At 64.1% G+C, this 21,817-nt stretch carries 16 protein-coding genes; 1 reads left to right on the top strand and 15 read right to left on the bottom strand.

Annotated elements, in window-relative coordinates; translation table 11 throughout:
• Nucleotides 1-68: 68 nt before the first annotated feature.
• The 8 genes from CK224_RS06485 to CK224_RS06450 form a co-directional block, all read right to left on the bottom strand.
• Entirely contained in the window at nt 69-1,160 is a 1,092-nt protein-coding gene (locus tag CK224_RS06485; RefSeq protein ID WP_067002336.1) for a DNA topoisomerase IB, read from the bottom strand.
• 74 nt (nt 1,161-1,234) lie between these two features.
• A complete protein-coding gene (locus CK224_RS06480; protein WP_067002338.1) occupies nt 1,235-1,978 on the bottom strand; it encodes a hypothetical protein in 744 nt (247 codons plus the stop codon).
• Nucleotides 1,975-2,847, bottom strand: a complete 873-nt coding sequence (locus CK224_RS06475) for a glycosyltransferase (protein ID WP_067002340.1) — start codon at nt 2,845-2,847, stop codon at nt 1,975-1,977. Before CK224_RS06475 ends, CK224_RS06480 begins: the two co-directional genes overlap by 4 nt.
• Nucleotides 2,847-3,782: a glycosyltransferase family 2 protein gene (locus CK224_RS06470; protein WP_067002342.1), complete on the bottom strand. Its 936-nt coding sequence runs from the start codon at nt 3,780-3,782 to the stop codon at nt 2,847-2,849. The genes CK224_RS06475 and CK224_RS06470 overlap by 1 nt, the downstream gene beginning before the upstream one ends.
• Nucleotides 3,783-3,887: 105 nt before the next feature.
• Nucleotides 3,888-4,763 (bottom strand): transglutaminase family protein, encoded by an 876-nt coding sequence (locus CK224_RS06465; protein WP_067002343.1) that lies wholly within the window; start codon nt 4,761-4,763, stop codon nt 3,888-3,890.
• A complete protein-coding gene (locus CK224_RS06460) occupies nt 4,764-7,175 on the bottom strand; it encodes a circularly permuted type 2 ATP-grasp protein (protein ID WP_095781173.1) in 2,412 nt (803 codons plus the stop codon).
• Between the two features lie 6 nt (nt 7,176-7,181).
• The gene (locus CK224_RS06455) at nt 7,182-10,541 is read right to left on the bottom strand and encodes a transglutaminase family protein (protein ID WP_095781172.1); all 3,360 of its coding nucleotides are present in this window, start codon (nt 10,539-10,541) and stop codon (nt 7,182-7,184) included.
• A gap of 105 nt (nt 10,542-10,646) precedes the next feature.
• Nucleotides 10,647-11,837, bottom strand: coding sequence for an acyl-CoA dehydrogenase (locus CK224_RS06450; RefSeq protein ID WP_095781171.1), 1,191 nt, complete (start codon nt 11,835-11,837; stop codon nt 10,647-10,649).
• A 108-nt stretch (nt 11,838-11,945) separates the two neighbouring features.
• Between CK224_RS06450 and CK224_RS06445 the strand changes: the two genes are divergently transcribed.
• Nucleotides 11,946-12,857, top strand: a complete 912-nt coding sequence (locus CK224_RS06445) for a LysR family transcriptional regulator (RefSeq protein ID WP_095781170.1) — start codon at nt 11,946-11,948, stop codon at nt 12,855-12,857.
• Here CK224_RS06445 and CK224_RS06440 read toward each other — a convergent pair whose 3' ends face one another.
• The 7 genes from CK224_RS06440 to CK224_RS06410 form a co-directional block, all read right to left on the bottom strand.
• Nucleotides 12,858-15,179: a Tex family protein gene (locus tag CK224_RS06440; RefSeq protein WP_095781456.1), complete on the bottom strand. Its 2,322-nt coding sequence runs from the start codon at nt 15,177-15,179 to the stop codon at nt 12,858-12,860.
• Between the two features lie 123 nt (nt 15,180-15,302).
• Entirely contained in the window at nt 15,303-16,481 is a 1,179-nt protein-coding gene (locus tag CK224_RS06435) for a serine hydrolase (protein ID WP_095781455.1), read from the bottom strand.
• 30 nt (nt 16,482-16,511) lie between these two features.
• Nucleotides 16,512-17,708 (bottom strand): serine hydrolase, encoded by a 1,197-nt coding sequence (locus CK224_RS06430; protein ID WP_095781169.1) that lies wholly within the window; start codon nt 17,706-17,708, stop codon nt 16,512-16,514.
• A 65-nt stretch (nt 17,709-17,773) separates the two neighbouring features.
• Nucleotides 17,774-18,802 carry an extracellular solute-binding protein gene (locus CK224_RS06425; protein WP_176477866.1) on the bottom strand — a complete coding sequence of 343 codons (1,029 nt, stop codon included), beginning with the start codon at nt 18,800-18,802 and terminating at the stop codon, nt 17,774-17,776.
• Between the two features lie 47 nt (nt 18,803-18,849).
• Nucleotides 18,850-19,662, bottom strand: coding sequence for an ABC transporter permease (locus tag CK224_RS06420; RefSeq protein ID WP_095777180.1), 813 nt, complete (start codon nt 19,660-19,662; stop codon nt 18,850-18,852).
• Nucleotides 19,655-20,602, bottom strand: coding sequence for an ABC transporter permease (locus CK224_RS06415; RefSeq protein ID WP_082953946.1), 948 nt, complete (start codon nt 20,600-20,602; stop codon nt 19,655-19,657). The genes CK224_RS06420 and CK224_RS06415 overlap by 8 nt, the downstream gene beginning before the upstream one ends.
• Nucleotides 20,602-21,702 carry an ABC transporter ATP-binding protein gene (locus CK224_RS06410; protein WP_095781168.1) on the bottom strand — a complete coding sequence of 367 codons (1,101 nt, stop codon included), beginning with the start codon at nt 21,700-21,702 and terminating at the stop codon, nt 20,602-20,604. Before CK224_RS06410 ends, CK224_RS06415 begins: the two co-directional genes overlap by 1 nt.
• Between the last annotated feature and the right edge of the window lie 115 nt (nt 21,703-21,817).

The following is a 21,817-nucleotide window of genomic DNA, read 5'->3' as shown; positions in this document are numbered from 1 at the left end:
CCCTTCCCGACACAAGGTCGACAAAAAAGTTGTAGGGCTATCGAGGGTTTACGCTATCATCCTGGTGGTCAGGCTTCGCGCGCCTGCAGCCATCTCAGCACCAGCGTCTCCTCCTCGTCGAGGCCCGGTATAAGGCGCTTTCGTTTGTTGGCTTCGGCTATTTCGCCGAGCAGCTTCCCTTCGGCCCACGCCTCGAATACGAGCGGATGGATATAGCACCGGCGGCAGACGGCTCGCGTATTGCCGAGTCGTTCGGCGACCTTGTCGACGACACTGTTCATCACGCGGTTTTTCTGGGTGATGCTCTCGGGCAACTCCGCCTGCGCGAACAGGGATGCCGCATGGATGGTGCCGCCCCAGGTGCGAAAATGCTTGGAGCTGAACTCCGGGCCAGATGCCTCGCGAATATAGCGGTTGACGTCCTCCGACCGCAGCGGCCGGCGTGTTCCCTCGTCATCAAGATACTGAAACAGCTTCTGGCCAGGCAGGTCCTGCGCGCCGCGCACGATCTTGGCGATGCGTCGGTCGACGAGCTTCAGCTTCCATTCCTTGCCGGACTTGCCCATGAAGGAGAAGCGCAGGCTGGAACCGGTGATTTCGACATGGCGGTCGCGCAGCGTGGTCAGGCCGAAACTCTTGTTGTCGCGGGCATAGGCGGCATTGCCGACACGGATCATGGTGTTGTCGAGCAGCCAGACGACAGAGGCGACAACGCGCTCCAGTGGCAGTCCATGACGGCGCAGATCGGCATCGACCTGGCGCCTCAAGGAGGGCAGGCTTTCCGCGAAAGCAACGAGGCTGGAGTATTTGACGCCGTCCCGTTCCTCGGTCCACTGCGGATGATAGCGGTACTGCTTGCGTCCGCGCTGATCCCGGCCGGTCGCCTGGATATGGCCGTTCGGGTCGGGCGAGATCCATACATCCGTCCACGCCGGCGGAATGACGATCGCCTTGATACGGTCGAGCGTCGCCGCGGTGACCGCACTCCCGTTCGGGCCGACATAGGAAAATCCCTTGCCTTTTCTCAGGCGCCGGATGCCCGGATCGGCATCGCTGACATAGCTGAGCGCGGCGCGCTCGGCGGAACTCTGCGCGCCGTTCCCTTGTATTTCCAGACCACCCGCCAGGCGGCCGAAGGACGATTGTGCTCGTTGCAGCATGGTAACTCCACGGAACTGGTCCGTAGATAAGCCGCGCGACAGCGGCTGGTTCCGCCGTCCCCAGAGGGCGTCCTTCAGCTCCGCCGGTCGGCGGACACCTCAGCCATCCAAAGCCTGCCGTCGTCGACATGGGTGGGAAAGTAGTCTCGCCCGGCCGGTATCGCTTCCAGAACCGCTCCCGACTCGTCCGTCAGATAGTCGTAGCCGATCTGCTGCAAACGTTGCTCCGGATCGAGATGATTGTAGAGGTCGCGACGTGCCACGCGCCGTTTCGGCTCGATCATCTTCAAATGATAAAGATTAAGGCCGCTGTCCCGAAGCTTGAAGCGCAGATCTTCGGGGAACCAGGCCTCATGCAGCCCTTGCGAGCGGCTCAGATCCGGGTGATAGGCGGGGAAAAGCCTGTGCTGCATCTTTTGGCCCCAGACGCCGTCGATGCGATAGCTTGCCGGCGTATACATCTCCCTTAGGCGAAATCCCCAGGCATTGCGCCTGGACCCGCTGGTCAGTTGGCCGATCCGGCTGGCCACGGCATCTTCCAGCCTTTCGTCCGGATCGATTGCCAAAAGCCAATCGGCACCCGCCTCATAAGCCGCGGCAACGAGCGCGCGCCGCCTCTGCGGTTCATTGCTGAAGACCGCATCCGCCGCCCGATCGTCATAGGCGATCCAGCCATCGACGATTGCGTCGAGATTGGCGAGGAGGTCTGGCACAAGATGCGCGTCGTAGCGATAGCTGAAAATGGCGACGATCCTTTGCCGCGACCAAAGCCATCGACCGCGCCGCCGGCGCGGCTGCTTCATCTCCATGGTGATCATGGCCGCGTGCCTGTCCTATCGCCATGCGTTACGCCGACGGCTGCCCCCAGAGATTTTGCGAACAATGCCGCCCATACGATCGGCAGCGATAACATCGCGAAACGTCTATCCTCTTCGGCCAGGCCTTCTTTTGCGAACTTGCCGACATTGCGCCGGTCCCGAAACACCCCTTTGAAAATCCGCAATGGTTTTCGGTGCCCAACGGATTTGAGGTAGGTCCCATATCGGTATCCGCGCAGATACTGGTCGACAATCACTCGGATCAGCCGTGTCTCGTTGCGATGGACGGTAAGCACCGCCGGCTCCCATAGCGGCACTATCGCCTTCGGCAGCCTTTCCAGGAATTCCGTGTCTTCTCCCGTCGCCATTTGTTCGTCGAATAGCCCATACCGATCGAACAATTTTCGGTCGAAAGAAACACCGTAGCGAAGTGCCTTATGAGCGGGAAGACCTGGCAGGCGCCGCATATAGGTAACGAGATGGGCCGCGCACGCGACCAGATTGCGCGGATGACTGTTGGCGATGGCGCTTGCCACGGCCGCGACGCCTTCCCGGTGATGGCGCAGCCGGACCTCTGCCCATCGCGGGCATGCCAGGCAATCATCCGCGAGAAAGGCGATGAAAGGAGCTTTCGTCGCCGCTATGCCGCGATTTCTCGCGGCCCCGGCAAAGAGCCTTTCTTCGCACTCGATGACTGGCACGTCGAGTCCGGCATTGGCCAGAAGCGCCTGGGCATTCCCGCCGCCGGAATTCACGACCACCACCTCGAGCGGGATGTTCTGGCCGAGCACCGACCTGACCGCCGCGACCAGATCGGTCGGAGCCCGAAAACCTATCACCACGACTGCAAGTTCCGGCCCGTCGGCCATCAGGCACTTTGCAGCTGGACGCGATGGGCTGGGAACCGGCGCCGCGCCGCGATTTTGAGCCGGTAGCGCATGCAGCGCCAGATGTCGGTGGAAACCTTGGGCGCCGCTTCGGCAACCGCCAGGAATTTTGCCGCCGTTTCGAGATCGCCGCGAGCGTAGTGTACGCGGGCGATCTTGAGCGCCACAAGCCCTTCCCTCGCTTTCAACGACGATTTCGCAATGCCGCAGTCGGCGAGTTCGCGCAGCGCCAGGCGCCATTCGAGGAAGCGTCGCGCAGGCTTTATCGCGAAGCGGTCATCCGAACGGTCCGACGATACGAAGTAGATCATGATCGGTTGCCTCACGACCGCGAGCGATGCCTTGCTCATAACCCGCGCCCAAAACAATGTGTCCTCGTCGTAGGCAAGACCGGTCGGGAAGCGCGTGTCGCCGACCGTATGCCGCGACACCAGCGCGCTGCCGACGGCAATCGACCGTATCCTGCCATCCACATAGGCGGAGGCATTGGCGAGTCCGGCAGTCATGTAGCCGGCCGGCGTTTTGAACTGTCGGTCCCGGCCATCGGTCCGCCGGCGGTAGGCGCCGACCACCATATCGGCGCCTGGCTTGGCCCTGGCCTTGGACAGCAGCGTCCGCAACCCGCCCTCGATATGCAGATCGTCGGCGTCGATCATATAGATCCAGGGGAAGCGCGCCTCGGCCAGCGCAAGATTGCGGGAGCCGCCCGCGTCTCGACAATTGGACCGGATGATCCGGAACGGCAGCGCCAGCCGCGAGGCTGCGTCCGCGGCCACGGCCGCCGTGTTGTCCGTCGAGGAATCGTCGACCAGTATCACTTCGCCGATGATCTCGGCTTCCGAGCGCAAGGTTGCCAACGTGTCTGCAACGGTTGCCGACGCGTTGTGTGCTGGAATGATGATGCTGACCGATGTCAACAATTGAACTCCGCGCAAGTGCCCGGCAGGCCGGTCCACGGTCCGGCGGCAAGATAGCGGCGGGATCGCGATTTGAGAAGCAGCCGCATCACCGATCGTGCGCCTTCAGGCAGCGACCGGGATGACATCGACCGCCTGCTCGCCGATCTGCTCGCCGGTGATTTTCAGGACGCCGACAATCGGCGCCACGTCGGAATAGTCGCGGCCGTATCCCACCGTGATATGGTCGTTGCTCGCCCGCATGCCGTTGGTCGGATCGAATTCCTGCCAGCCGGCATCGCGCCCGCACCAGGCCTTGACCCATGCATGCATGGCGTCGGCGCCTTCGAGCCTCGGCTTACCCTTGGGCGGGATCGTGCGCAGGAAGCCGCTGACATAGCCGGCGGGGATACCAAGCCCGCGCAGCCCGGCGATCATGATGTGCGAGAAATCCTGGCAAACCCCACGCTGAAGCGCAAAGGCATCGCTGGCGCGCGTCTGCACCGTGGTTGCCTTGCCGTCATAGGTGAAATCGCGGTGGATCCGATTGCAGAGATCGACCGCCGTGGCGATCGCCGAACCGGCGAGGCTTTCCCGCGCATATGCCGTGATTACCGGATCGATGCCGGCGTGGTCGCTGGCGGCGAGGAAGTGATGCGGCGCCTCGGCGGACAGCGAACGCACCGCGTCGAGTTCCGCCCTCAAGCCGTGAATGTCGGGCGAGACGTCGAGGCCGGCTTCCGGCCGCGACACCGACACACGGGCGCTCATCCTGACGTGGAGCTCCTCATGCGCGTCGCGAACGGCGATCGCAGTGACGTTGTTGCCGAAGAAATCGGAAAAATCCGCGCGCTCGGCCGGATTCGGCTGGAACGACAGCGAGGCGGCGATAACCCGCTGCACGCCGGCGATCGTCTGCGGCAGCACGCGCACCTGGTGCCTGCCGCCGCCGGCTGCAGCCGCATAGCCGTAATGAAGATGAAGCCTGACGTCGTAGAGCATTTATCCGAAATAGGCCTTGGCGAGACTGTTGTAGAGATCGCCGATCTGAATGGCGAGATCGTCCAGCACCTTCGCGGTCATGTCCTGAGGCTCCATCACGGCGAGCGCCGTGTTGAGCTGCAGGATTTCTTTCGCCGCGGGCGACATATGTCCCTCGCCCCCGACGGAAGGCAGCATGCCGATCTCGGCCTTGAGCCGCTCGAACTGGAACAGGATCGAGCGCGGGTTGAGCGGATCGAGCGCCAAGAGGTCTATAGCCGTGCGCCGGCCTGACTGAACCGGATATTGCCGGCGGTGGGTCATGACGCTGTCGCCGATCTCCAGCATCATGTCGAGTGCGCCGTCGGGCGCGTCTGCCTTTGTCAGCCTGGCTAGCGTGCGCGCGATCTGGATGCCACGTTCCAGTCGGCGGCCGATCTCCAGGAAGCGCCAACCGGTGAAGCGGTACATGTTCTCGTGCAGCAGCCCCGAGAAGCCCGCAAGCTTTCGCAGCATCACGGTCATCGCCCGCGTCGCGTCGTCGCCCGGCGCGACCGTCTCCGCGAATTTGTGGATGGTCTTCGACAGATCCTTCAGCGCCAGCCAGCCATCCGGCGAGAAGCGGTCGCGGATCTGGCCGGCGCTGTAGACGGCGCTGTCCAATGTGCCGATCAATCCAAGCGGGATCGCGGTTTCGACCTCGATGCCGAACGGTTCGAGATAGTCTCTGATGTCGGCGAGCAGCGGCATCTCGGGGTCGGATGTCTCCGCCAGCCTGACGTGATAAGCGCGCAGCACCCGCACCGTGTCTTCCGAGCGCTCGATATAGCGGCCAAGCCAGGTCAGGTTTTCCGCGGCGCGGCTCGGCAGGCTGCCGGGCATGGTGCGGGTGAAGCCGTCGGTCTCCTGCGGCAGCAACGTCTCCCGCTCGACAGGCCTGTCGCTGACCACCCAGACATCCGCCGCCTGACCGCCGCGCTGCATGGCCATCGCGGTCGGGTCGAGCGAGAAGCCGACGCGTGCAAAGCCGCCGGGCATCACCGTCCAGCCTTCGTGTGTTCGCGCCAGGTAGACGCGCAGACTGGCGGGCCGCGGCTCCAAGCGGCCGCCGGCAAAGACCGGCGTAGTCGAGAGCGTGACCGCCTCCTGGCCGACGAAGCCAACCCCGTCGGCTTCGATCCGCGCGATAAGATCCGCCCGCTCTCCGGCCGAAAGCGCCGAACCGAGCCTGGTCGCGCCATCGTCCTCGAAGGCAAGCCGTGTCGACAGCGCCGGGCCGACCACCATGCGGTCAATATTGGCCAGCACATGGTCGCGTTCGGCCTGCTGTCCGCACCACCAGGTCGCAATGTTCGGCAGCTTGAGTTCCTCGCCATGCAATTCCCGCGCGATCCGCGGCAGGAAAGAAAGCAGCGCCCGCGTTTCCGCCAAGCCGGAACCGAGCCCGTTGACGGCCGAGACGGTGCCGCGCCGGATCGCCTCGACCAGCCCCGGCGTGCCGATCTGCGAGTCCGGTTTGAGCTCCAGCGGATCGGCGAAAGCGGCATCGAGCCGCCGCCACAAAACGCCGATCGGCATCAGGCCCGAAACCGTGCGCACCATCAGCCGGCCGCCGGACACCGTCAGGTCCTCGCCTTCGAGCAGCATAATGCCGAGATAACGCGCGATATAGGCGTGCTCGTAATAGGTCTCGTTGAGCGGTCCGGGCGTCAGGATGGCGACGCGGCCGCCGGAATCCTTCGCCATGCCGTTCAGCGCATCACGGAAGCGGCGGAAGAAGCCGGCCAGGCGATGCACATGCAGCTCGCCATAGATGTCAGACAAGGCGCGCGTGGTGGCAACGCGGTTCTCCAGCGCAAAGCCGGCGCCCGACGGCGCCTGCGTGCGGTCGCCCAGAACCCACCAGCGGCCGTCGGGGCCGCGGCCAAGCTCGAAGGCGACCATGTGCAGGAAATGGCCGCTGGCCGGACGGACGCCGACCACCGGGCGCAGATATTCCGGGCTCGCCGCGATCAGCCCCGCCGGCAGGATTCCCTTCTCGATCAGCCGGTTCGGCCCGTAAATGTCGGCCAGTATCGTCTCGAACAGGTCGGCGCGCTGGACGAGGCCGGCGCTGATCTCGGCCCATTCCTTCTCGTCGATCAGCAGCGGGACATGCGCCAGCGGCCATTCGCGCTCGTTGGCGCCGGCTTTGTCGTAGACGCGGTAGTAGACGCCGGCATCGCGCAGATATTGGTTGGCGCGGGCAAAGCGCTGTCCGAGCGCCTCAGCCCCCAGATCGTCCAACGCTCCGATGAAGGACTGCCAGGCCGGGCGCGGATTGCCCGACGCGTCGACCATCTCGTCGACGACGCCTTCAATCGGCCGGTAATGCTCCAACAGGCTCTGCGCCCGCGGCCTGCCGCCCGCCCGTTTCTGATTCCCCTTGGCCATGCTCGATCAGAATCTCGCCGGTCGCCTGAGGTCAAGGGTCATGGGAAACTCTTCAGAACCTTGTTCTTCACGTAGCACATAGGCACCCGGCGTATGGCCGCGCGGCTCGAAGCGGGCCAGCCGCCGCGCCTCCGCCTCGTTGCCGTTGACCGGGAAGGTCTCGTAGTTGCGGCCGCCCGGATGCGCGACATGATAGACGCAGCCCCCCAACGAGCGGCCCGACCAGCGGTCGTAGATGTCGAACACCAAGGGCGTGTTGACCGGCAGGGCCGGATGCAGGCCGGAGGCCGGCTGCCAAGCCTTGAAGCGCACGCCTGCCACCGCGACCTCTCTGCTGTCGGTCGCCTTCATCGGCACGATGCGGCCGTTGCAGACGACCGCGTGACGCTCCGGATTGAGGCCTTGCGTCCTCACCTGCAGCCGCTCGATGGACGAATCGACGAAGCGGACGGTGCCGCCGATCGCGCCTTGCTCGCCCATCACATGCCAGGGCTCGAGCGCCTGCCTGAGCTCCAGCTTGACGCCGCCATGCTGCACCTCGCCGCAGAACGGGAAGCGAAATTCGAGTTGGGCTGCGAACCATTCCGGGCGGAAGTCGAAGCCGTTGAGCTTCAGATCTTCCAGCACGTCGAGGAAATCCGCCCAGACATAATGCGGCAGCATGAAACGGTCATGCAGCGACGTGCCCCAGCGCGCGAAGCGGCCGTCGAGCGGGTTCTTCCAAGCCCGCGCGATGATAGCGCGGACCAGCAATTGCTGGGCGAGCGACATCCGGGCATTGGGTGGCATTTCGAAGCCGCGGAACTCGACCAAACCGAGCCGTCCCGTCGGACCGTCCGGCGAGAACAATTTGTCGATGCAGATTTCCGAACGGTGCGTGTTGCCGGTCACGTCGGTCAAGAGATTGCGGAACAGCCGGTCGACCAGCCACGGCAACGGCGCCTCGCCCTTGTCGGGATGCGGCACCTGGGCCAGCGCGATCTCGAGTTCATAGAGGTAATCATGCCGTGCCTCGTCGATGCGCGGCGCCTGGCTGGTGGGGCCGATGAACAGGCCGGAAAACAGATAGGAGAGCGATGGGTGCCGCTGCCATTGCAGCACCAGGCTCTTCAACAGGTCCGGCCGGCGCAGGAACGGACTATCGTTGGGCGTCGCGCCGCCGACAACGACATGATTGCCGCCGCCCGTGCCGGTGTGACGGCCGTCGATCATGAACTTGTCGGTGCCGAGCCGCGACTGCCTGGCTTCCTCATAGATCGCCGTGGTCGTCGCGACGCATTCCCGCCAGTCGGCGGCCGGGTGGATGTTTACCTCGATGACGCCGGGATCAGGCGCCACGCGGATGACGTTGAGGCGCGGGTCGTGCGGCGGCCCATAACCCTCGATATGCACCGGCAGGCCGATCGCCTTGGCCGCGTTCTCGGCCGCCGCCACCAGCTCAAGATAGTCCTCAAGCGCCTCGACCGGCGGCATGAACACGCAGAGCCGCCCGTCACGCGGTTCGACGGTGAGCGCCGTGCGCACCGCACCGCCGATCTCGGTGATCTCCTGCTCGACGCGGTCCTGCTGGCCCGTTGTCGCGGTGAAGGACGCTGCCAACTGGCGGCGCGCCATTTCGTCGGGGCCCTCAAGTTCTGCTGGGGCAGGTTCCGGCAAGAGAGCGTCGCGCGCCGGCAGCGTAGCGCGCGGCAGCGACGGATCGACCGGCACGATATAGGGGTATTGCGCCGGCGGCACGTAAGGCAGCGCGCCGAGCGGCAGCCGATAACCGACCGGGGAATCGCCCGGCACCAGGAACAGCCGGCCGCGCCGCGTCTTCCACTTTTCCGAACGCCAGCGCTGCCCGGCGGCCTGGCTGTTCCAGCGCTGCACCGGCAGCACATAGCCTGACGGCTTGGTCAGGCCGCGCTCGAACACACGTGCCATGCGGCTGCGCTCTTCCGGATCCTCCAGCTTCGAGTTGGACGGGTCGACATTATCCGGCAGCTTGCCTTCCTTGAGCAGCCATTCGGCCGGATCCTCATAGGCCTCGCCGACCATCGCCTTGTCGATGCCGAGCTCGGCGGCGATCGCCGTGAGCAAGCTTGCGGCCTGCTCAGGCCCGACAGAGACGGTGCTCGTTTCGCGCGCGATCAGCGACGGGTCGCGCCAGACCGGCTCGCCATCGGTGCGCCAAAAGAGCGAGAAGGTCCAGCGCGGCAGGCTCTCGCCCGGATACCACTTGCCTTGCCCGTAGTGGAGGAAACCGCCCGGCGCGAAGCGCTCGCGCAGCCGGCGGATCAGCTGATCCGCCTTGTCGCGCTTGGTCGGCCCGACGGCAGCCGTATTCCATTCGGCGGCCTCGAAATCATCGATCGAGACGAAGGTCGGCTCGCCGCCCATGGTGAGCCGCACATCCTGTTCCCGCAAAACCGCGTCGACCTTGTTGCCCAAGGCGTCGAGCGCCTCCCAGCTTTCATCCGAGAACGGCTTGGTGATGCGCGGATGCTCGGCGATGCGATCGACGCGCATGTCGAAGTCGAAATCGACATTGGCGAAGCTCGCCATGCCGGAGATCGGCGCGGCATTGCGGAAATGCGGCGTCGCCGCCAGCGGCACATGGCTTTCGCCGGTGAGCAAACCGGAAGTCGGGTCGAAGCCGATCCAGCCGGCGCCCGGAATATAGACTTCGCACCAGGCGTGCAGGTCGGTGAAATCGACCGAGGTTCCAGGCGGTCCGTCCAACGAGACGAGGTCCGGCTTCAACTGGATCAGGTAACCGGAGACAAAACGCGCTGCGATGCCGAGGTTGCGCAGGATCTGCACCAGCAGCCAGCTTGAATCCCGGCACGAGCCTTTGCCTGCGGCCAGCGTCTCCTCCGGCGAATAGACGCCGGTCTCCATGCGCACGATATAGGCGATCTCGCGCTGCAGCCGCGCGTTGAGGCCGACCAGGAAGTTGACCGTGTTTGTCGGACTGCGGTCGATGGTTTTCAGGAAGGCCGACAGCAACGGGCCGGCCGGCTCGGGCGTGCGGTATATGGCGAGGTCTTGCCTGATCTCTTCCGGGTACTCGAACGGGAAATTCTCGGCTGATTCCTCGACGAAGAAATCGAACGGATTATAGACCGTCATATCGGCGACTAGATCGACTTGGATCTTCAGTTCCGTCACCGGCTCCGGGAAGACGAAGCGGGCGAGGAAGTTGCCGTACGGGTCTTGCTGCAGGTTGACGAAATGGTTCTTCGGCTCGACCTTCAGCGAATGGCTGAGCACCTTGGTGCGCGAATGCGGCGCCGGCTGCAGCCTGATCACCTGAGGGCCGAGAACGACCGGCCGGTCGTATTTGTAATGGGTCAGGTGGTGGACGGCTGCCAGAATTGCCATGGTGCCCCGGGGAACGGCGTTTCAATCGCCGAACCCTGACATAAGTGCTGGGCATTCTCCAAGCAGAGATGTTGCGCTGCACCTAATTTAAGCACCGTTGCCGGCTTAGAAAAACGCCTGAAGCCCCGTCTGCGCCCTACCCAGTATCAGCGCATGCACGTCATGCGTGCCCTCATAGGTGTTGACCGTCTCCAGGTTCTGGGCATGACGCATTACGTGATAGCCGATCTGGATGCCGTTGCCGCCATGCATGTCGCGAGCCTGGCGGGCGATGTCGAGCGCCTTGCCGCAATTGTTGCGCTTGACGATCGAAATCATCTCCGGCGCCATCTTGCCTTCGTCCATCAGCCGGCCGACGCGCAGCGAACCCTGCAGGCCGAGCGCGACCTCGGTCTGCATGTCGGCGAGCTTCTTCTGGAAGAGCTGCGTGCCGGCGAGCGGCTTGCCGAACTGCTTGCGGTCGACGCCGTACTGCCGCGCGCGGTGCCAGCAATCCTCGGCCGCGCCCATGGCGCCCCACGAGATGCCGTAGCGCGCGCGGTTGAGACAGCCGAAGGGTCCCTTCAGGCCCGAGACATTGGGCAGCAGCGCCTCCTCGCCGACCTCGACGCCTTCCATCACAACCTCGCCGGTGATTGAGGCTCGCAGCGAAAGCTTGCCGCCGATCTTCGGCGCCGACAGCCCCTTCAGGCCCTTTTCCAGCACGAAGCCGCGGATCTGGTTGTCATGCGCGGCCGACTTTGCCCAGACGACGAAGACGTCGGCGATCGGCGCGTTGGAAATCCACATCTTGGAGCCGGAAAGCCTGTAGCCGTTCGCCGTCTTCTCGGCCCGTGTCTTCATGCCGCCCGGATCGGAGCCGGCATCCGGCTCGGTGAGGCCGAAGCAGCCGATCCATTCGCCGGAGGCGAGCTTCGGCAGGTACTTCTTGCGCTGCTCTTCCGAGCCGTAGGCATGGATCGGATACATGACCAGCGACGACTGCACGCTCATCATCGAGCGATAGCCGGAATCGATGCGTTCGACTTCGCGCGCCACCAGCCCGTAGGTGACGTAGTTGGCGCCGAGCCCGCCATATTCCTCCGGAATGGTGATGCCGAGCAGGCCCGCCTCGCCCATCTCGCGGAAGATTGAGGGATCGGTTTTCTCATCGGCATAGGCTTCCTCGATGCGGGGCGCCAGCTTGTCGGCGGCGAACGCCGCTGCGCCGTCGCGCACCATCCGCTCGTCTTCGGAAAGCTGGTCCTCGATAAGGAAGGGATCGTTCCAGACGAAGGCGTTCTTCTCGGCGGCCATGACGTGGGTCTCCCGGCAAAAATTCTTGGATGGCCCGGCTTATCCGCCTCCATCTGGAAAAAATCAAACGAAATTGCATCGAGGATCGATGAGCGTTAGTAATAGATCATGAACGTCCAGCGCCGCCTCTTGCCAAACGTCAGCGCGCTTGCCGCCTTCGAGGCGGTGGCGCGTCTCGGCTCCTTCACCGCCGCGGCCCGCGAGCTCGATCTAACGCAAGGTGCCGTCAGCCGGCAGATCAATCTGTTGGAAGAGCAGTTCGGGCGCCGGCTTTTCGAACGCGACAGCCGCAATGTCAGGCTGTCCACGGCGGGCGAGATCTATGCCGACGCGGTGCGGTCAGCCCTCGCGCAGTTGCGCGATGCGGCGCTTGGATTGATGAGCAATCGGCATAGCGGTGTTCTCAACCTTGCCATCCTGCCGACCTTCGGCACGCGCTGGCTGATGCCGCTCATTCCGGATTTCGTCGCCCGTCATCCGGACATCACGATCAATTTCGCCACGCGCATTGGCCGCTTCGACTTCGCGCGCGAGCGGCTCGACGCCGCAATCCACCACGGCATGCCTGATTGGCCGGACGCTGATTGCACGCTTTTGATGCGCGAGGCCGTGATGCCGGTCGCCGCGCCCGAATTCCTGGCGCAGCGGAAGGTCGCGACGCCGGCCGATATCGGCCGCCTGCCGTTGCTGCACATGGCAACGCGTCCCGACGCCTGGAGCGAATGGTTCGAGCATCAGGAGCTCGACGCGCCGACCGGCCCCGGCATGCAGTTCGAGCAGTTCGGCACGGTCGCGCAGGCCTGCATGGCGGGGCTCGGCGTGGCGCTGCTGCCGCAGATCCTGGTCGCCGGAGAATTGCAGCGTGGCCAGTTGGTGCCGGCGCCGGGCAAGCCGATGCAGAGCCGCAGTGCCTATTATCTCGTCGTGCCGCACGCCAAGCGCGGCCATCCGCCGGTTGCCAGCTTTCGCGACTGGCTGCGGGGCCAGGTTGAGAAGGAGCCGGCTGTTCTGGCGTGGTAACTATTTCCGCTTCATCGCCTCGGCGAGCGCCGCGCCGAACGCACCCTGCGCCGGCCGTTCGGGCTGGCGCTGCGGCGCCGGCGAGCGCGGTTCGGGCTTGCCGCCGCCGCTGTCGCGCTGGCCGACCCGAGGCGCCCCACCCTGGCCGCCATCCTTGCGCATCGAGAGGCCGATGCGATTGCGCTTGATGTCGACATCGACCACCCGAACTTTCACGACATCGCCGGCCTTCACCACCTCATGCGCGTCCTTGATGAAGCGGTCGGCCAGTTGCGAGACATGCACCAGCCCGTCCTGGTGCACGCCGATGTCCACGAAGGCGCCGAAGGCGGCGACATTGGTGACGGTGCCTTCGAGCAGCATGCCGGGCTTCAGGTCCTTGATGTCGTCAACGCCTTCGGCAAAGGTCGCAGTCTTGTAGCCCGGCCGCGGGTCGCGTCCGGGCTTTTCCAGTTCCGCGATGATGTCGCGTACCGTCGGCAGGCCGAAGCGCTCGTCGACGAAGACACGAGGGTCGAGTGCCTTGAGCGCGGCACTGTCGCCCATCAGCGCGCGCACGTCGCGGCCGCAGGCGGCGACGATCTTCTTTGCCACGCCATAGGCTTCCGGATGCACGGATGAAGCGTCGAGCGGCTCGGAGCCGTTCGGGATGCGCAGGAAGCCTGCGCACTGCTCGAACGCGCGCGGTCCAAGCCGCGCCACGTTCAGCAGATCGCGGCGCGTAGCGAACGGACCGCCGACGTCGCGATGCGCGACGATCGCTTCGGCAAGCGATGGCCCCAGTCCCGAGACGCGCGCCAAGAGCGGCGCCGATGCCGTGTTGAGGTCGACGCCGACAGCATTGACCGCATCCTCCACCACCGCCTCCAGCGAGCGGCCGAGCCGGTACTGGTCGACATCGTGCTGATACTGGCCGACGCCGATCGACTTCGGCTCGATCTTGACCAGCTCGGCGAGCGGGTCCTGCAGGCGTCTCGCGATCGACACAGCGCCGCGCAGCGACACGTCGAGGTCGGGAAACTCGGCGGCCGCCGTCGCCGAGGCCGAATAGACCGACGCGCCGGCTTCGCTGACGATCACCTTGATCGGCTTCGGCCCGCCGTCGGACGGCAGGCTGGCGAGCATGTCGGCCACCAGCTTCTCGGTCTCGCGGCTGCCGGTGCCGTTGCCGATCGAGATCAGTTCCACTTTGTGGAAGCGAATGAGCCTGGCAAGTTCCGCCTGCGTGCCGCGCACATCGTTCTTTGGCGGAAACGGATAGACGGTGGTCGTCGCCACCAGCTTGCCGGTACCGTCGACCACCGCCACCTTGACGCCGGTACGGATGCCGGGATCGAGACCCATCGTGGGCCGCGAGCCGGCGGGCGCGGCGAGCAGCAGGTCCTTGAGGTTGCGGGCAAAGACATGGATGGCCTCGTCCTCGGACCGCTCGCGCAGGTCGCGCATCAAATCAAGCGTCAGATGGAGCGATAGTTTTATCCGCCAGGTCCAGCCGGCCACTTCCATCAGCCAGCGGTCGCCCGGCAGGGTGCTACCAATCGCATAGGCGTTGGCGATCATCCGCTCGACCGGTTTCACCGGCGATTGATCGTCGGCATCGACTTCGATGTCGAGCGACAGCACCTCTTCGTTGCGGCCACGCAGCATGGCCAAGGCGCGATGGCTGGGCACGTTCGCCCAGCGCTCGACATGATCGAAATAGTCGGAGAATTTCGCGCCCGCCTCCTGCTTGCCGTAGACGACCCTGGCGCGCAGGAAGGCGCGCTCCTTCATATAGGCGCGCAGCTTGCCGACCAGATCGGCATTCTCGGCCAACTGCTCCGACAGGATGTCGCGCGCGCCTTCGAGCGCCGCCTTGGCGTCGGGAACCTCCTCTGTGAGATAGGCTAGCGCGAGTTCGGCAGGCACCGCCGAACGGTCGGCGAGGATCGCCTCGGCCAGCGGCCCCAGTCCACGTTCCCTGGCGATCTCGGCCTTGGTGCGGCGCTTCGGCTTGTATGGCAGGTAGATGTCTTCGAGCTCGGCCTTGGTGGTCGCCGCCGCGATTTTGGCCTCGAGGTCCTCGGTCAGCTTGCCCTGCTCACGGATCGAACCGAGGATGGTGTCGCGGCGCGCATCGAGCTCGCGCAGATAGGCAAGCCGCTCGGAAAGGTCTCGCAACTGCGTGTCGTCGAGGCCACCGGTGACCTCCTTGCGATAGCGCGCCACGAAAGGCACCGTTGCGCCCTCGTCCAGCAGCCCGATTGCGGCTGCCGCCTGCTCCGGCCGCGAGCCGATCTCGGCCGCGATGATTGCTGCGATGCGCTTGATGTCCGATGCCATGCTGGTTCCTGCCGAAAAGAGCGGCGACAATAGGCCGGGACGACGGCTGCGCCAACCGCGCTGTCTCCACCCGACAGGAAAGCTCCACAGGAAAGAGCTGCGAGGAACGACCAGCCGAACGGCTCAAACCATCCGGCTCAGGGCCTCGAAGAAGGCGACGACATCGAGATCAAGCTGATCGTCGACCGGTTCCGGCTGCGACGACATCTTGGCGATGACCACCTCGTCGCTCGCGTTGACGTAGATCCACTGGCCGTGAATGCCGATGCCGCAGAAGGCGCCGCTTGGCGTGCCCATCTGGTACCATTTGTTGCGGTAGCGGCCCTTGGGGAAGAGGAACACCATCGTACCGCGCCGCCAGGCTTCATGGCTGCCGCCGCTGGCAACCGTGTCGCGCACCCAGGCCTCCGGCACGATGCGGCGGCCATTGGCCGTGCCGCCCTGGCGCATCATCTCGCCGATGCGGGCAAGGTCGCGCGGCGTCATCGACATGCCGCCGGCGGTACGCGCCGTGCCTTCCATGTCGACCGTCACCGACATCTCGCTCGCGGCGCCCAGCGGCAGCCACAGTTTCTCGCTGAGCAAGTCGCTGACGCGTTTGCCGGATGCCCGCTCCACCAGGATGCCCAGCAAATCCGAATTGGGTGAGCGATAACGGTAGGTCTGCCCATGCGGCTCGGCGAGGCGCGGTAACGTCAACAGAAACGCAGCGAGGCCTTCCGACCCGCCGCCCGGATTCCACAGTGTCGCGCGGCGATAGCGGGCGAAGGCGCTTTCCGGATCGAGATAGGCCTCCTCGAAGTCGAGGCTGACCGTCATGTCGAGCACATTGCGCACGCTCGCATCGCCATAGGCCGAGCCCTTGGCTTCGGGGATGTACTCTGTCACCGGCGCTTCCGGGTCGAACACCCCCTCGCCTTGCAGGATGCCGGCGAGGATCGCCGTCATCGACTTGCTGATCGAAAAGATGATGTGGCGCTGACCGAACGCCATATGCGGGGCCGACCAATCGCCGACCAGCCTGCCGCCCTTCAGGATCGTCAGCCCGTCAGTGTCGGAGCGCTTCAGGAATGCTTCGACTGTTTCGGCGCCGCCAGCCAAGGTGACTTTCTCCTCGAGCAGCGCGCCGAGCGATTTCACCTGTTCCTCGCCGCCGGACGCGGCGGCAACGTGGACGCTCGGCTCCAGTTCGCCGACATTCTGGAACGACCATTGACAGAACGGCCTCAGCCGCCAATTGTCGAGCCGCACATCCTTGCGGGAAAAGCCGTATCTGGTCTCGAACGCGGTGTTGCCGGTCACGATTGTCTCCCGGTCGTCCATTTCTGACTTTCAGCCTAGCGCGGCGGCTACGGCGTGCACGGCCTTAAGCGTCGCCACCGAATAGGCGGCGTTGAGGAAATCCGGATAGGTCGAAAGCTTCACGACGACCATCCTGTGCTCCCAGCTGATATGGATCATCTGGCCGAACACGCCCTTGCACATCAGTGCGCGAGAGCGTGGATCCTCGATCCAGAACTGATTGCGGTAGCTGCCGTCCGGAAGGCTCGGGCTGAAATCCGGTCCGTGCTTGCCGTTACGCGTCGTTTCGATCCACTCGGCAGGGATGACTCCGCCGCCATTGTCGAGGATCAACTGGCCGAAGCGGCCATAATCGCGCAGCGTCGCGTTGAAGCCGCCATCGGCCAGCGCATAGCCGGCGCTGTCGACGGTGAAACAGGCGCTCTCGTCGGCGCCGAGCTTTTGCCAGAGTTCTTCCGAGACCAGCTGCGCCAGGCGCTTGCCGCTCACCCGCTCCATGATGAAGGCAAGCACATCGGTCTCGATCGAGCGGTATTCGAAGGCCTCGCCATGTTCGCGCACCTTGTCCTTCAGCCGCAGGATCAGCTCGAACAGATGTGCGGGCCACCGGAAATCAGGATCGCTGCCCGGCGGTATCGGCTTCCAGCCGGTGGCGACATCGACCTGGCCGATCTCGGAATAGCGATCGGTGTACTCTTCCGAGAAGCGAACGCCGGTCGTCATGTCGAGCACTTGCTGCACGGTGGCTCCGGCCCAGGCGGTCTCGCCGAGCTCCGGAAGATAATCCGTCACCAGCCTGGCCGGGTCTATCAGGCCGCGCCCGACCAGGATGCCGAACACCGATCCCGTGACCGACTTTGCCATAGACTGCGACAGATGCAGCGTGCGCTCGTTCATGCCGTTGAAGTAGCGCTCATAGGCGACCGTGCCGTCCTTCAACACCAGGAAACCGTCCGTGTAGGTCTCGTCGAGCAGGCCGGCGAGCGTTGTCGGCCGGCCCTCGCTATCCGCCACCGCCAGGTCATCGAGATCGACCTCGGCGCGATCGAGCCGACGGCGATGACCTTGGCCGCGCCAGACCTCGACGGTCGGCAAAAACTCACGCACGTGCTGGAAGGCCCAGCGGTTCCACGGTGGCCGATCCCAGTCGAGCTTCGGCAGAGCCATGGCCGGCGGCGAGCCCTGCATGATCGGCGGCCGCGGATCGGAGTTGCGGTAAGATGCCATCAATCCTCCCTGCACATAAGAAAGGGAGGCCGGAGCCTCCCCTCCCTTCATGCGTTCCCGCTCAGTTACTTGCGCAGGTTGGTCCAGATCTTGTTGTAGATCTCCACCACATCTGGCGGGCACGGCGGCACGAATTCCGGCGTCGGCGAGCCGGCCGGCGGGCTGATTTCCGGCGAGTTGGCGAACTCTGCCGGCAGAAATTTGTGGCTGCCGGCGATGCCGTTGTCGTAACCGGCATACTCGGAGATCAGCGCCGCGTTCTCAGGCGCCATGACGAAATCCTGGAAGAGTTTGGCGTTCTCCAGGTTCTTGGCGCCCTTCAGCACGGCGACATTGTCCATCCAGCCCTCGATGCCTTCCTTCGGATAGGCATATTTGATCGCCGGGATCTTCTGACGCGAGCGGTAAGCCGCACCATTCCACTGTTCTGTCACGATCACGTCGCCGGAAGTGATCTTGGTGATCGTGTCGTAGCTGAACGTCTTCCATGACGGCTTGGCGGCCATCAGTATATCGTTGATCTTTTTCAGGCTGGCCTTGTCTGCGCCGCAGCGCGGCACGCCGGCATAGCGCTCGGCCGCGTGCATGACGGTGTTAACGTCGTCGAGCACGTTGATCTGGCCCTTCAGTTCGTCCGGCGGGTTGAACAGGATGGCCAGCGTGTTGATGTCGCCCTTGAACTTATCCGTATTGACGGAGAACGCCGTCGTGCCGAATTGCCACGGCGCGGTGTAATGGCGTCCGGAGTCCCAGTAGATATTGAGGAAGCGCGGATCGATGTTCTTGCCGTTCGGCATCGCGTTGGGCTCGGTCTTTTCGAGCAGGCCCTCCTCGATCATGATCTTCACGGTGTAGTCGGACGGCACGACGATGTCGTAGCCGGAATTGCCGGCGCGCACCTTGGACAGCATGGTTTCGTTGGAATCGTAGTCGTCCAGCGTCACCTTGACGTTGTACTGCTTTTCGAACTTCTCGATCAGCTTGGGGTTGGTGTAGTCGCCCCAGTTGTAGATATGCAATTCGCCGTCGGCGAGCGCCGGAACGGCCCATAACAGCACGGCCGCGGAAACGGCCGCCATCAGTTTTCCAGACATTTAATGTTCTCCTTGCCTTCCCATTGTTTTGTGTTGGAGCTCACGGATCATTTGGCGCGTCTGCGCGCGATCAGGAACGAGACCGAGACGAACAGGATCGACACCAAAAGCAGGATGGTGGAGATGGCGTTGATCTCCGGCGTCATCGGCCGCCGGATCTGGTTCCAGATATAGAGGGGCAAAGTCGTCTGGCCGGGGCCGGCGACGAGCTGGGTGATGGTGAAATCGTCGAATGAGACGATGAAGGCGAGTGCTGCGCCCGACATGATGCCGGGAACAAGCAACGGCAGCGTGATGCGCTTGAAGGCCTTCCACGGCGTCGCGTAGAGGTCTGCGGCGGCATATTCCAGCGTCAGGTCCATGTCTTCCAGCCGCGCCCGGATCGGCATGTAGGCGAACGGAATGCAGAACACGGTGTGGGCGAGGATCAGATTGCCGATGCCGAAATTCAGCCCGAACGTGCCGGCGATCAGCGCGAAGAAGGAGAGCGTCGCCACCGCCGTGATGATTTCCGGCACCATCAGCGGCAGATTGATGACCATGAAGGCCGCCGCCAGCCCGCGCCACGGCTTCACTCTTGTCATGCCGATCGCCGCGAGCGTCGCGCACACGGTAGAGATTATCGTGGCGCTGATCGAGATGATCAGCGTGTTGCGGGCAGCGTTGTGGAATTCCTCGTTGCGCAACGCGCTGCCGTACCAGCCGAGCGTGACGCCCTCCCAATGCGTGACCAGCGAGCCGCTGTTCAGCGAGAAGATCATCAGGATCAGCACCGGCACGTAGAGCACCAGCAGGCAGATGACAGCAATCGAGCGGAAGCCCGGCTGCTCCTTGATGTCGATGCTGCGGGGCTCAGCCATGCTGCACCTTCCCCGACGTGTTGCGGACGTAGAAGAACAGCGCCACCAACACCGCGGCCATCAGGATCAGCGCCTGCGCGCAGCCGAGCGGCCAGTTGCGCCCCGATCCGAATTGCTGGGCGATGAGATCGCCGATCATCAGGTGGACGCCCCCGCCGAGGATCAGCGGCGTGACATAGGCGCCGAGCGCCGGGATGAAGACAAGCAGGCAGCCGGCGATGATGCCGGGCTTCGACAGCGGGATGATCACCCGCCACAGCACCTGGCGGCGCGTCGCGTAGAGGTCGTAGGCCGCCTCGATCAGCCGGAAATCGAGCTTCTCCAGGCTGGAATAGAGCGGCAGCACCATGAACGGGAGGAAAGCATAGAGCAGGCCGAGCTGGATGGCGAAATTGGTGTAGAGCATGGTGATCGGCTTATCGATGACGCCGAGCCCCAGCAGCGCATTGTTGATCAGCCCTTCGTCGCGGATGATGAACATGATCGCCAGCGTGCGGACCAAAAGGTTCGACCAGAACGGGATGGTGATCAGAAGCACCCACCAGTTGCGCTGCGCCGGCGGTCGCGTCGCCATGAAATAGGCGGTCGGAAATCCGAGCAGCAGGCAGATGATCGTCGTCACCACCGCGAACAGGAACGAGCGCAGATAGATGATCAGGAAGTCCGGCGTGAACTGCAGGGTGTCGTCGAAGATGTCGCGCTGGAACAGGAAGTTCAGATAGGCGTCGGTCGAGAACCGCCACTGCACGCCGCCATAGGGCGCGGCGGCCAGAAACGAATAGACGCAGATGATCAAAAGCGGCAGCACGCCGAAAATGCCGATGATGAGCAGCGCCGGCAGCGACAGCAGGCGGTTGCGTCGCGCGCCGGCTTTCACTGCCTGGGCTTCGAACAACGCGGCCTTGGAAGGCATGGTCGGGGAGAGCGTGGCTGTCGTCATCAGTCTTTCAGGACGCGCGCGGCGCCCTCCTCGAACTGGATGCCGACCTCGGCGCCAGTCTCGTAGGTCACCGGAGACGAGCGGCTGTTCTGATGGCGCACGATGAAGTTTTCACCGCCGTCGAGCCTCACGTGGTAATGCGTATCGGTGCCGAAATAGACGATGTTGGAGAGCGTGCCAGCGATCGTGCCCTTGGCCGGATCGGGCACCAGGTCGGCATGCTCTGGGCGCACCACCAGCGTCACCTCGCCTGTCGGATCGAAGCCCTCCGGATAGCCGGCGGCGACCGTCGCGTTGCTGTCGAATTTGACCGTCGCGACCCCTGGCTTCTTCGACACCACCGTGCCGGCCAAGAAATTCGTCTCGCCGATGAAGTCGGCGACGAAGCGTTCAGCGGGGCGATCATAGATGTCGCGCGGCGTGCCGACCTGGAGGATCTTGCCGGCCGACATCACCGCGATGCGGTCGGACATGGTCAGCGCTTCTTCCTGGTCGTGGGTGACGAAGATGAAGGTGATGCCGGTCTCGTGCTGCAGACGCTTCAGTTCGATCTGCATCTCCTTGCGCAGCTTGTAGTCGAGCGCCGACAAAGGCTCGTCGAGCAAGAGCACCTTCGGCTGTGGCGCGAGCGCCCGGGCGAGCGCCACGCGCTGCTGCTGGCCGCCCGATATCTGGCTGGTGCGGCGCGCCTTGAGCGCCTCCATCTTGACCAGTTTCAGCATCTGAGCGACCCGTGCCTCGATTTCGCCCTTGGGCTTGCCGAGCATCTCCAGCCCGAAGCCGATGTTCTGCGCCACCGTCATGTGCGGGAACAGCGCATAGCTCTGGAAGACGGTGTTGACGGGTCGCTTGAACGGCGGCAGCGGCGCGATGTCCTGGCCGTGCAGCATGATTTCGCCGGCGCTTGGGAAATCGAAGCCGGCAATCAGTCTCAAAAGCGTCGTCTTTCCGCATCCGGACGGGCCGAGCAGCGTGAAAAACTCGTTCTCGCGGATCGAGACGGACACCGTGTCGAGAGCCGCTACCTGGTTTTCACCGGTTCCAAATACTTTTCGTACGCCGCGAACTTCGATCGCATTCTTACCCGGTTGTTCCGGCACGATTACCCCATTGAGAGAGCCTGCTCTTGGCGGCAGGTGCGTTCCTGTTTGATTGTCACCATAAGCCGGCCGGCTTGGCAACTGCGGAGCTGCTACTCGTTTTTTTAAGGCAATA

The sequence above is a fragment of the Mesorhizobium sp. WSM3862 genome (assembly GCF_002294985.1).
Lineage (GTDB): Bacteria > Pseudomonadota > Alphaproteobacteria > Rhizobiales > Rhizobiaceae > Mesorhizobium.
The sequence above is the reverse complement of the archived record's forward strand: the minus strand, read 5'-3'. Positions and strand labels throughout refer to the sequence as shown.

Bases quoted from the DNA above. Each gene is read 5' to 3' on its own strand.
- CK224_RS06485 (WP_067002336.1), bottom strand. From the start codon at position 1,160: ATGCTGCAACGAGCACAATCGTCCTTCGGCCGCCTGGCGGGTGGTCTG.
- CK224_RS06480 (WP_067002338.1), bottom strand. From the start codon at position 1,978: ATGATCACCATGGAGATGAAGCAGCCGCGCCGGCGGCGCGGTCGATGG.
- CK224_RS06475 (WP_067002340.1), bottom strand. From the start codon at position 2,847: ATGGCCGACGGGCCGGAACTTGCAGTCGTGGTGATAGGTTTTCGGGCT.
- CK224_RS06465 (WP_067002343.1), bottom strand. From the start codon at position 4,763: ATGCTCTACGACGTCAGGCTTCATCTTCATTACGGCTATGCGGCTGCA.
- CK224_RS06460 (WP_095781173.1), bottom strand. From the start codon at position 7,175: ATGGCCAAGGGGAATCAGAAACGGGCGGGCGGCAGGCCGCGGGCGCAG.
- CK224_RS06455 (WP_095781172.1), bottom strand. From the start codon at position 10,541: ATGGCAATTCTGGCAGCCGTCCACCACCTGACCCATTACAAATACGAC.
- CK224_RS06450 (WP_095781171.1), bottom strand. From the start codon at position 11,837: ATGGCCGCCGAGAAGAACGCCTTCGTCTGGAACGATCCCTTCCTTATC.
- CK224_RS06445 (WP_095781170.1), top strand. From the start codon at position 11,946: ATGAACGTCCAGCGCCGCCTCTTGCCAAACGTCAGCGCGCTTGCCGCC.
- CK224_RS06440 (WP_095781456.1), bottom strand. From the start codon at position 15,179: ATGGCATCGGACATCAAGCGCATCGCAGCAATCATCGCGGCCGAGATC.
- CK224_RS06430 (WP_095781169.1), bottom strand. From the start codon at position 17,708: ATGGCATCTTACCGCAACTCCGATCCGCGGCCGCCGATCATGCAGGGC.
- CK224_RS06425 (WP_176477866.1), bottom strand. From the start codon at position 18,802: ATGTCTGGAAAACTGATGGCGGCCGTTTCCGCGGCCGTGCTGTTATGG.
- CK224_RS06420 (WP_095777180.1), bottom strand. From the start codon at position 19,662: ATGGCTGAGCCCCGCAGCATCGACATCAAGGAGCAGCCGGGCTTCCGC.
- CK224_RS06415 (WP_082953946.1), bottom strand. From the start codon at position 20,602: ATGACGACAGCCACGCTCTCCCCGACCATGCCTTCCAAGGCCGCGTTG.